This window comes from Pseudomonas sp. PNPG3, from assembly GCF_023093815.1.
Classification (GTDB): domain Bacteria; phylum Pseudomonadota; class Gammaproteobacteria; order Pseudomonadales; family Pseudomonadaceae; genus Aquipseudomonas; species Aquipseudomonas asiatica.
In genome coordinates, this window is the sequence record NZ_JALLKV010000030.1 from 56,146 (window position 1) to 67,634 (window position 11,489).

General features: G+C 50.8%; 9 protein-coding genes. All 9 read right to left on the reverse strand.

Translation table 11 applies throughout. The features are described 5' to 3' along the window. Window positions 1-54: 54 nt before the first annotated feature. The 9 genes from MJ643_RS19075 to MJ643_RS19115 all read right to left on the reverse strand — a co-directional run bounded on the left by MJ643_RS19075 (window position 55) and on the right by MJ643_RS19115 (window position 11,332). Complete coding sequence (locus MJ643_RS19075) at window positions 55-999, reverse strand: NAD-dependent epimerase/dehydratase family protein (RefSeq protein WP_024086458.1); 945 nt, start codon at window positions 997-999, stop codon at window positions 55-57. A 62-nt stretch (window positions 1,000-1,061) separates the two neighbouring features. After that, a complete protein-coding gene (locus MJ643_RS19080; RefSeq protein ID WP_024086459.1) occupies window positions 1,062-2,174 on the reverse strand; it encodes an acyltransferase in 1,113 nt (370 codons plus the stop codon). A gap of 94 nt (window positions 2,175-2,268) precedes the next feature. Then, window positions 2,269-2,817 carry a dTDP-4-dehydrorhamnose 3,5-epimerase gene (gene rfbC, locus MJ643_RS19085; RefSeq protein ID WP_024086460.1) on the reverse strand — a complete coding sequence of 183 codons (549 nt, stop codon included), beginning with the start codon at window positions 2,815-2,817 and terminating at the stop codon, window positions 2,269-2,271. Continuing rightward, on the reverse strand, window positions 2,817-3,707 hold the full coding sequence (gene rfbA, locus MJ643_RS19090) for a glucose-1-phosphate thymidylyltransferase RfbA (RefSeq protein ID WP_024086461.1): 891 nt from the start codon (window positions 3,705-3,707) through the stop codon (window positions 2,817-2,819). The genes rfbC and rfbA overlap by 1 nt, the downstream gene beginning before the upstream one ends. Next, window positions 3,704-4,609, reverse strand: coding sequence for a dTDP-4-dehydrorhamnose reductase (rfbD, locus tag MJ643_RS19095; protein WP_024086462.1), 906 nt, complete (start codon window positions 4,607-4,609; stop codon window positions 3,704-3,706). The genes rfbA and rfbD overlap by 4 nt, the downstream gene beginning before the upstream one ends. Then, window positions 4,606-5,682 carry a dTDP-glucose 4,6-dehydratase gene (gene rfbB, locus MJ643_RS19100; protein ID WP_024086463.1) on the reverse strand — a complete coding sequence of 359 codons (1,077 nt, stop codon included), beginning with the start codon at window positions 5,680-5,682 and terminating at the stop codon, window positions 4,606-4,608. Before rfbB ends, rfbD begins: the two co-directional genes overlap by 4 nt. Before the next feature lie 709 nt (window positions 5,683-6,391). Next, the gene (gene galE / locus MJ643_RS19105; protein WP_024086464.1) at window positions 6,392-7,414 is read right to left on the reverse strand and encodes a UDP-glucose 4-epimerase GalE; all 1,023 of its coding nucleotides are present in this window, start codon (window positions 7,412-7,414) and stop codon (window positions 6,392-6,394) included. 26 nt (window positions 7,415-7,440) lie between these two features. Further along, a complete protein-coding gene (locus MJ643_RS19110; RefSeq protein ID WP_080676025.1) occupies window positions 7,441-8,538 on the reverse strand; it encodes a polysaccharide pyruvyl transferase family protein in 1,098 nt (365 codons plus the stop codon). A gap of 64 nt (window positions 8,539-8,602) precedes the next feature. After that, a complete protein-coding gene (locus MJ643_RS19115) occupies window positions 8,603-11,332 on the reverse strand; it encodes a glycosyltransferase (RefSeq protein ID WP_247726979.1) in 2,730 nt (909 codons plus the stop codon). Window positions 11,333-11,489: the final 157 nt, after the last annotated feature.

Genomic DNA, 11,489 nt, shown 5'->3' on the forward strand with positions numbered 1-11,489 from the left:
TTGCGCGGAACATGCCCATTGGCCTGTTTCGCGCAGCCCACTACCGCACCAGGTTCAAGGCGCGAGCAGTTGCGCCAGGCCCTCGTTGATGGGCGTTGGTTTGGGCAACTCAAACAAGCTCAACAGGCGTTGGTTGTTGGCCCTGGAGTGGCGGATATCCCCGGCCCGGGCAGGTTGATAGGTAACCACTGGCAACTTGCCGATTACTTGCGACAAGGCCGCCAGTACCTGATTGAGCGAGGTTGCCTGGTTCAAGCCCACATTGACTGCACCTGCCACGTCTGTGGGCAGCTCCAAACCTTGCATCAGCAGCTTTATCAGGTCGCTGACAAAGACGAAATCGCGCGTTTGCTCGCCATCGCCGAATACCGAAATGGGTAGGCTCTTTTGCGCGCGTTCGGCAAAAATGCTGATGACCCCTGAATAAGGCGAGGAGGGGTCCTGGCGTGGGCCGTAGATATTGAAGAAGCGGAAAACCACAGGCAGCAGCCCGTGTTGGCGCTGGTAGAAGTCCAGGTAATACTCGCTCGCCAGCTTATCCGACGCATAGGGCGTCAATGGCGCTTTGGGCGTGTCTTCGGCAATGGACGCACCCTCTCCGTTGTTGCCATAAACTGCTGCGCTGGACGCGAACAGCACACGCTTTACACCTGCCACGCGCATTGCCTCGCACACGTTCAATGTGCCGATGAAATTGCTTTGATGGGTGCGTACAGGGTCGTCGACCGAGGCTTGCACCGAAGCCACTGCTGCTAGGTGTACCACCGCCTGGCAGCCTGAAACTGCCTGTATTACCAGGGTGGCATCGGCCACATCACCCTCGATGAGTTGCAGCCGCGGGTTTGCCAGTGGCAAGTTGCTGCGCTTGCCTGTGGAGAGGTTATCAAGCACGCGTACCGCGTAGCCACTGGCGAGTAGGGCATCGGCCAGGTGTGAGCCAATAAAACCGGCGCCGCCAGTGATAAGAATGGGGGAGTCGGGCGTAGAGCTTTTTGGCATACGGTTTTCCAGGCTGGAATAGGGTTTACGCTGTAAGAGTGAAGCCAGGTGTCGACGACGGGTCAGGCTGGCATCTGCTTGCTGTCCTTGCGTGGCACAGCCAGCCAGCTTGTGCGCAAATACCGTTGAGCCGGGCGCTCGAACCATCGATGGCAGGCAAGGCTCAAGTGCACCAACACCGCGAAGAACAACAGCATGACCCACGGTTGGTAGAACACCTCGCGAGCAAAGCCCAGGCCGTCCAGAACCAGGGCAAACACGACCTGCAGCGGGAAGTGCAGCAGGTAAGAGGCATAGCTGATGTCCCCGACCCAGGCCGCTGAACGCATCATGCCTGGCCAATGCATGCCTGCTGCTGCCAGCATTGCCAACGAGGCAGGGAAGCACAGACACATTACCAGGTAAATATCAACGCTAGCCGCCACTTGCACCTGGTAAAACCAGGCCGCTACTGCGAGGCCGGTAGTGGCAACCAGCGCCATGCCACTGCCAGCCCAGCGGCGCAGTTGCACCAGCAAAGCATAGGCAAGGCCGCCCATGTAGAAACACAGCAAGCCACTACCGATTTTGTAGCTGCCAGGGTAAAGCAGCAAGCCCAGGCCACAGGCTGCTGCTGCGAGCAGCCAGCGCCATCGGCCAGCCAGGCAGATGACAAAGAAGGACGCGTAAAGCAGCACTTCTATCGATACCGACCAGATGGGCGCATTGTACGACCAACCCTTTTCAAGCCCCCATGCGGGGGCTAGCAGCAGATTGAGCAGGGCATGATAGCCATCGTTGTATTGGTACACGAAGGCGCTTGAATGGTATGCCGCGTAAACAAGCTGAAGGCCGGCTACAAGCAAAAAGGTCAGCAAATGCAGAGGGTAAAGCCGGCTGAAGCGATCAACCGCGAACCTGCGCAGGGAGGCTTGGCGCGAGGCTATCGCAGTAGAGAACAACCAGAAGAAAACGAACCCCGAGATCGAGAAGAAGAGCTGAACGGCAAGCCCGCCATACTGGTAGAGCGGTGTCAGCGCAGCAAAGAAGGGTTGGCGCGATGGCTCAAAGCCAGCAGGGCTGTCACCTGCATAGAAAAAATGCTGCCAGTGCCAGAAAACGACGCTCAGCGCGGCGATACCGCGCAGCGTATCCAGGGTGTATAGCCGTTCGGCTGGGGCGGCGGGAGCACTCATTGACACTTCACTGGCAGGCAAAAAGGGAAATGCTGTCACCGGCAGATGTGAAGTGTCAATGCAAGTCACGCAAGACAGGACTTTGCGTAGGGCATCAGTCGAACACGTCGGCCTGGCACAGAGCTACGCCTTGCTGATCTTTGGCAGACAGGAGCGGCTCGCCTTCGAACGGCCACTCGATTGCGATCTGTGGATCGTTCCAGGCAATACAGCGTTCGCTTTTGGCCGAGTAAAAATCGGTGGTTTTGTAGACGAACTCCGCCGTTTCGCTCAGCGTTATGAAGCCGTGCGCGAAACCTGCGGGGATCCACAGCTGTTGCTTGTTTTCCGCCGACAGTACCGCCCCGACCCATTTGCCGAAGGTAGGCGAGGAGCGGCGAATGTCCACTGCCACGTCGAACACTTCACCTTGGACTACGCGTACCAACTTGCCTTGGGCATGCGGTGATAGTTGGTAGTGCAGGCCGCGCAGCACACCCTTGACCGAGCGTGAATGGTTGTCCTGAACGAAGTCGGGCTGCAGGCCGGTGACTTCGTTGAAGACCCGGGCGTTGAAGCTTTCGTAGAAGAAGCCGCGGTCATCGCCGAATACCTTGGGGGTGAACAGGAAGACTTCGGGGATGGCTAAAGGAATCGCGTGCATCAGAAGACCTTTTCTTTAAGCAGATTTTTCAGGTACTGTCCGTAACCGTTTTTGAGCAACGGTTGGGCCAAGCGGTCGAGCTGTTCGGCATCTATCCAGCCGGCGCGGAAGCAGATTTCTTCAGGGCATGCGACTTTGAGGCCCTGACGGCGTTCCATGGTCGCAATGTACTGGCTGGCATCCAGAAGGCTGTCGTGGGTACCGGTGTCCAGCCAGGCATAGCCTCGGCCCATGATCTCCACCTGCAGTTGTTCCTGTTGTAGGTACAGGTTGTTGAGATCGGTGATTTCCAGTTCGCCGCGGGCAGACGGTTTGAGGTTGCGAGCCAGGTCTACTACCTGATTGTCGTAGAAGTACAGGCCGGTTACCGCGTAACTCGATTTAGGTGATTTGGGCTTCTCTTCGAGTGAGAGTACTCGTCCACTCTCGTCGAATTCGGCAACACCGTATCGCTCTGGATCGTGAACGTGATAAGCGAAAACCGATGCTCCCGATTCACGCTTATCCGCGCTCATCAGCAGAGATTGGAAATCGTGACCGTAGAAAATGTTGTCCCCGAGCACAAGGGCAGAGGGGTTATTACCGATGAAGTCTGCGCCAATCATGAACGCTTGTGCGAGTCCATCGGGAGTTGGCTGAACAGCATAAGACAGGTTCAGGCCCCACTGGCTACCGTCCCCCAGAAGCTGTTCGAAACGAGGAGTATCTTGCGGAGTAGAAATGATCAGAATGTCCCGGATACCCGCGAGCAATAGCGTGCTCAGGGGATAGTAGATCATTGGTTTGTCGTAGACGGGCAGCAATTGCTTTGAAACTGAGAGCGTTGCCGGGTGCAGACGCGTTCCCGAACCACCAGCCAGAATGATCCCTTTGCGATTGGTTGTGTTCATTTGTTCAGAGCTTCCATAAGCATGCGGGTGACACCACTTTGCCAATCCGGCAAGTGCAGAGTAAAAGAGTCGCGAAGCTTGGCGGTGTCCAAGCGTGAATTCAACGGGCGACAGGCCGGTGTAGGATACTCGGTCGTAGCTATTGGGTTCACGGCTTCCACAGCCAGCACTTCGCCATGGCTGCGCGCAAACTCAATAACATAGCTGGCGTAAGCGTGCCAGGTAGTTTCGCCAGCAGGTGCCAGATGGTAGATACCGCCAAGCTCCGGCCTTTGCCAGGCCTGCTGGAGCGCCGCTACAGCCACGTCCGCCAGCAGATCTGCCCCGGTAGGCACGCCGACCTGGTCAGCGATGACGTTGAGTGTTTGCCGATCCTTTGCCAAGCGCAGCATGGTCTTGGCGAAGTTGTTGCCCCGCGCAGCGTACACCCAGCTGGTGCGGAAGATCAGGTGCTTGCAGCCCGATGCTTCGATCAGCTGCTCACCTTCGAGCTTGGTTGCACCGTAGTAGTTGACCGGTGCAACGGCATCCATTTCCTGCCACGGAGCGGAACCGCTACCGTCGAAGACATAGTCGGTTGAGTAATGCACCAGCCAGGCATCGAGACGCTTGGCTTCTTCAGCCATCACTTGGCTGGCCAAGGCGTTGACCGTATGGGCCAGTGCGCGCTCGGTTTCTGCTTTGTCGACGGCGGTGTAGGCGGCGGCGTTGACGATTACCTGCGGCGCAATTTTGCGGATGGTGTCGCGCAGGCCGGCAAGGTCCGACAAGTCGCCTGCCAGTTCGCCGTAGGCGGTCGCTGCTCGATGACGGTCCAGGGCTACCACTTCGCCGAGCACGCTCAGTGCTCGCTGCAGTTCCCAGCCGACTTGGCCGTTTTTACCCAGCAGGAGAATCTTCATGCCTGGCCTTCACGCGAGGTATAGTTCTTGTCGATCCATTGCTGGTAGCTGCCGCTTTTCACGTGCGCGACCCACTCAGGGTGGTCCAGATACCATTGCACGGTCTTGCGGATACCCGATTCAAAGGTCTCTTCCGGTACCCATCCGAGTTCGCTCTGGATCTTGCTGGCATCGATCGCGTATCGTAGATCATGGCCTGGGCGATCTTGAACGTAGGTCAACAATTCCGCATGTGGGCGGAAGACCGAATCGGGCCGCAGCTCATCGAGCAGCGCACAGACAGTGCGCACCACCTCGATATTCTGCTTCTCGTTGTGGCCGCCGATGTTGTAAGTTTCGCCCACTTCACCTTCGGTCACAACTTTATACAGTGCTCGGGCGTGATCCTCAACGTACAGCCAGTCGCGGATCTGGTCGCCTTTGCCATAGATCGGCAGCGGCTTGCCTTCCAGCGCGTTGAGGATCACCAGCGGAATCAGCTTTTCCGGGAAGTGGAACGGGCCGTAGTTGTTGGAGCAGTTGGTGACCAGGGTCGGCAGGCCATAGGTACGGGCCCATGCGCGCACCAAGTGGTCGGAGCTAGCCTTGCTGGCGGAGTATGGCGAGCTTGGCTGGTAAGGAGTGGTCTCGGTGAACAGATCCTCCGGCCCTTCCAGGTCGCCATATACCTCGTCAGTGGAAATGTGGTGGAAGCGGAAAGCAGCCTTGCGCGTTTCGTCCAGTGTGGCCCAGTAACCACGTGCGGCTTCCAGCAGGTTGTAGGTGCCGATGATGTTGGTCTGGATGAACTCTGACGGGCCGCTGATCGAACGGTCGACGTGGGACTCGGCGGCTAGGTGCATCACGGCGTCGGGCTGGTGCTCACTGAACACGCGGTCGAGTTCGGTGCGGTCGCAGATGTCGACACGTTCGAAAGCGTAGCGCTCGCTCTGATCGACGGACTGTAGCGACTCCAAGTTACCTGCGTAGGTCAGCTTGTCTACGTTGACGACCGAATCGTCGGTGCTGGAGATGATATGACGCACGACCGCCGAGCCGATGAAGCCGGCACCACCTGTTACTAAGATCTTCACGAGAGTTTTCTACCTTGAGTTTTGACAGAGCCCGCTAGCTCTGCATAAGTCCATGAACTTGCGACTTAGTCATCATTAAGACGCTAGCAAAAGTATACCTGAACACCGATCGAGCGCGGCATGCAATTCTGAGGCTGGTGCGACAGCCGGACTGTGACTTTGCCATACCGGTACGGCCCCCTGGAAGGGCGCTTCGAGTATGCCTACGTCTCTGAGTGGGTGAGTCCCTCTGAAATAGGAAGTATCATTACGGATACTGGCTTGTGTGTACAGCGTGATCTACTGATCATAAGCGAAGAAATGTTTGACTCTAGTGTTGGAAAATTGAGTGGGACCATAGGTGCCCCCGAACAGCAGTCACAGCGCGGCGACGAAGTCGATATGGTGAAATCAGATTTCAAAGTTAACGCGCTAAATGCGGTATGTGTGATTAAGTGTGATAATCTAATGCGGTCTAGTGTAAGGTTTTAGTTTGTGGTGAGGTGCTGTTGGCGGAGGGTTGGGGTCAAGCTTCGGCGCTTGTAGTAAGATCTTCATAAGTTTATAGTGGTTGTCAGGGTAATGGTTGGTGGATTATGACGTGCAGCTATTACCCTGACTGGTGATGCGTTTCAATGTGTCGTGATATAGTTGTTTAAGTGTGAAATATAGTGGGTCCGTGGAGTAATGTTTTATGTTCTTTAGTAATTAAGAGCAGGGAGTGGCTGATTTAATTATTGTCGTAACCGTTTGGATTTTTTGATTGCCATCGCCAAGTATCTGCGCACATTTCAAGAATCCCTTTTTTTGCATACCACTCAAAAAGATTATTGGCTTTTCTTGGGTCGGCGAATGACGTCGCAATATCACCAGGTCGACGCTCAGCCACAGAGTACAGAATTTTTTTATTGCTAACCTTTTCAAAAGCTTCGATCAAATCTAAAACAGAATAGCCTTTGCCTGCACCTAGGTTTGCAGGGCAAAAAATTCCATTATTCGAATTTGAAATAAAATTCAACGCTGCAACATGTCCTTCAGCTAGGTCAGACACGTGAATATAATCTCTTACACCAGTTCCATCATGTGTAGGGTAGTCGTTCCCAAAAACCAAAAGTTTATCACGAGTTCCGCATGCAACTTGACTGATAAAAGGCATTAAATTATTGGGTACTCCCCGAGGGTGTTCGCCGATGAGCCCTGACTCATCGGCTCCAACCGGGTTGAAATAACGCAAAGAAACGATACGCCAATCTTTATCAGATTTAAAGAGGTCTTCGAGAGCTTGCTCGACTATATACTTGCTATTACCGTAGGGGTTAGTAGGTGCCTTTACGGCTGTTTCACTAATGGGTAAACTTGTTGGGGAGCCGTAAACAGTAGCGGAAGACGAAAAAATGAAACGTTTGACATTGTATGACTTCATAGCGCTTAACAAGTTTAAGCTGCCAGTTACGTTGATTTGGTAGTAAAGGAGAGGATCGGCAACCGATTCCCCAACAGCTTTTACTCCAGCAAAGTGGATTACCGCGTCAAACTCATGGTCTGAGAATAAATTGTTTAAAAATGGCAGGTCGAGGATATCCCCTTCAACCAAGGTGGGAGTGATATGCGCTAATTTTTTTATGCGATCAATTACGGTGGGGGAGCTATTCGAAAAGTTATCAACTATTACAACGTCATGACCTGTTTTTAAGAGGTGAAGTGTTGTATGGGATCCGATATAGCCTGCGCCACCCGTTACAAGTATTTTCATTTTTGCTCTCTCATGGAATACGCGTATCATTCTTCGCTAGAAATACATGTGGTGATTCCGCATGAGCTATATACATGTTTGATAAGTTCTAGATTCAAGCGGTGTCGCTCGATTAGCCGTTCTTTGTCATAAAGTGAGAACTGAGTGTCGTAGTCGAGGAGTTGCTCTATGGTGTCAAGATCTTTTAATGGGATGTTGGGAATTCCCATTGTCTCGCTAAGCTCAGATGTTCGCTGATCATGTGCAATTACGAACGCTGGTTTTCCCGCAAGGAATGAGGCGATTGCTCCGTGGATTCTCGAGGTCACCGTGATGTCGGTATTTCCCTTGTGAAAATCAATCCAATTCTTATGAGTAGGGAACATTTTCATACGTGAAAATAGTTCGTCTAATTGCGTGTGAGAAACATCATAATAATGTGAAAGCCACTCCTCTTCAGAAGGCTGTGCTTTTTCACCAGCGATGTGTCTAGCCTCAATCATCTCGGACTGGAGAATTATTGAGTTGGCATGCTGTGCTGCAAGTCTAGCAATTGGGCGCTGGGATTCAAGATCTGGATCTTTGGTTGTATAGCGAGTGAATGAAATGCTAATTCTTTTTGCTTGTGGTTTTTCGGGGAAGCTTGGTATTTGCATTGCTGCTAAGTTGAGATATACGGAGGGGCACCCACAGACTACAGTGTTGTTAATTCCTAGGGCGGCTAGAATTTCAGCAGTCTTTTCTCCGCGAACTCCGATAAGAGCGCTTTTTTTTGAAAGTAAGTTAAGGAAGCGGATTGTACCAGGTTTAATATCTTTTGCTCGCGATACGGGAATTTGAGAGCCCAATCCTACGCAGCAGATCGGGATGTTAATATTTTCCAACGCGTCGGCTAAAAAACCCCAGTCCGCATTTGCATCTATCCAGTTCGCAGCGGGAATAACAAGCCCTGAGAACTCAGAGTTGATCAAATCAGACTTGGCTCCAAACTGATACCCGATGATTTCAGGCTTATACACCTGTGTGCATACGCCATGGGTAAACATAATATTACCCGTGTTACCGCCGGATTGTTCAATCAGTGCTTGCCCTTTCAGGCTATCTAATTTATCTAGTAGTAAACCTACAATTCCGGTCTTTTTCATATTGGCCTCTTTATGATCCTCATGACTGCCTGCTTGCGCAGGCAGCTATGTGCAAGGTGTACTGTCAAACGTGGAGAGCGGTTTTAACAGGACTAGTGATGATTTTCAAGATTTTTTCGGCAACAGTATCGATGCTAAATTTTTCCCTAAAAATACGTTTTGATTGGGATTGATAGCTCCTCAACGTATCTGCATCTTTCATAAGTTCAAGCATCTGTAAAACTAGCCCATTGGTCAATGTTGTACCATCTCCCATTTCCACTAGAAGTCCCGCTTCCAAGCCATTATGCGCCATCATGGCAGGAATGCCGCCATGACGTGTGGCTACTACGGCTAACCCACTCACCATGTACTCAATGACGACGTTTGGCTGAGTTTCACTTATAAAATAACTAGGAAGTATTCCAACATCGCAAGCGCTCATTATACTTATCGGATTATCTTGAAGGCCTAATGCCAAGATGTCTGATTTGTGCGTGTATTCCGATAATAAATTGTCTAGGTATTCGCTAGAGCCTATTGTCACAAGTCGCGCAAGTCTTCCACCGCGTTGGCTTTCAGGTAACTGGTTGATCCGTAATGTAGCTTGAATTGCCTGCTCCCATCCTTTTTCAGGGATACCTCTGGCACACATGCAAAAAAGAACTTCGTTTGGTTTTTTTTCCAATTGTACAGTGTTTGCTGCGCTATCTATGTCGGCCACCCCGTTATTTGAAAGGTAAAGAGGAGGGCGCGGAAGAGTTGAGCTTTCAAATATCTTCAGGTTTTTGGGGTCCAAATAAAACATGCCATCTACTAGGCGCATGATATCAGGCAGTATTTTATTGAAGCTTGGGTCGCAGTCTGGGTTGCTAGCAAGGAACTCATAGCATCCGTGCATGTGAATGAACCATTTAAGGTCAAATTGCTTTCGGATGGAATATGCTAGTTTATCAGCCCACCAAACATTTGAAAAAATGGACTCGATATTTAGCCAGGATATCATTGCTCCTAGAACCGATACACGATTCAGGGATGTGTCGGTTTCATATTTTCCAGGCAATACGTCGCAATACCGTAAGTGGGAGTAAGAGCTCAGGTTGCCTTCAAGGAACATGACATCATCAGAGATGAGTTTGATTAGGTTGTTATCATCTAAAAAAGGTCTGGCACTAACTAGGTATACATTGTTATTTTTTGCCAGCGCATTAGCAACTCGAATTGCGGCCGTTTGACCACCACCCGTTTCGGCATCAGGAACGAGCACGAGGATACTGCGTGCCTTCTTCAGCAGTTTGTTCAATCGCTTACGAATATCAGCCATGATGGCTGTTAGTTCAGGATGCGAATGCATACTAACTTTGCCGGGTGCGTTACGTAGCTCCCATTCATATTCTAGGAATCTTCTGAATATGTTGTTAAGGACGGAGTTTAGCGGTAGTCGTTTTTGCTTAAGGAGGTCCTGAGTAATTTTTAATGCTTCTTTAATTACCTGGATCGGATTAGATTGTGTGGTGGAACTGATATGGCGTCGGAAGTAATTCAAAACGGCAGGGTTGTATGCTATATCACCTTGTTTGGCAAGTTCGATATAGTAAACCCAGTCGCCGCAGTTTTTATAGTTAAGAGCCGCTTTAACCGCTTTAAGTGCATTCTCCCGCCGAACCAAGGTGCCGCTGGCATTTGGGATTGTGTTCTGTAAACCTAGAGCATTAATGATTTCGTTTGCGCCAAACTCGATATACTCTTTTCGCCATTTCGCTGGGTCAATTGAGTCAGTGTAAGCTAGCGCAGGAGCGGACTCGTGCATTGCGTCAGCTAGTAAAGGCTTGCCGAAATATCCTGGTATTGGGTTGCCGCTCCCATCCACAGTCATAGTTTGGGAATATGCCAAAACAATATCGGGGTCTTTAAAGTACTCCAGTAATTTTTCTAGAAAATCAGGAGTGGCGAAATCGTCAGCCTCGGCGATCCAAACCACATCATACTTTGCTTCTTGTAATCCTTTTTCCCACTGAATGAACGGCGATCCAGAGTTTTTAGAATTTTTAATAAGCTTGTGGGGGATTGAGATTCCGGAGATTAGTTTGTTAATTGTGGATAGGCTGTCGTCTGTAGATGCGTCATCCAAAATTATTATTTCGTTGGGTTTAATGGTTTGATTGGTGATGCTGTTTAGTCGCTGCTCCAGATAAGCAGAGCAATTATAATTTGGTACAACTACGGAAACTGTTGGGCGCTTCTCTTCGATGGTGCCATTGGCGAAGCTCTCGAGTAACTTGTAGACCTGGTCACTGCCAAGTTTTGCATTATGCAAAAGATTGACTTTCTCCCTGCCTTTTTCGCCTAGTCGTGTGCGAAGTGGTTGGTTGGCAAGAATTTTAGAAATTCCGCGGGCGGCTAGCGTCGGCGATAGAGTTGGCACAACAACGCCGCATTCATCCGAAACGAAGTCCGGCATTCCGCCTGTATTTGCAAAGCAGACAATAGGAAGTCCGGCGGCAGCGGCCTCAAGTGCAACGAGAGGATAAGGGTCTTCACGTGAGGACAGGAAGAATAAATGGCCTGATGGAAGATACTGCCGGGGTGTTTCTCTTTCGCCAATGAATAGGATATTTTTTTGGTTGCCCGAGTTTTCAATTAGAATATTTAGCTCGGAAATTTCAGACTCGCTGAAGTTGCCAATCCAAACAAATTTTATATTATTTGTTTTTTTGATGACTTCTATCGCGGTTTTGACGAAGAGGTCTGGTCCCTTTCGCCAATCGGTTGTACCACAACCATAAACGATCAGCTGCCCCTCTACGATGTCCAATTCTTTCGCAATAGATCGTTCAGTCTCTACGGAACGAGTCGGCGGCGAACATTCAATATACGGATGTATAAGAGATATTTTTGGTGATCTTATCTTATGCTGGGCGGTTGCAGGAGCTGAGTGCAACACGGTTATTGAATTAAAGCTGGAGCATCAT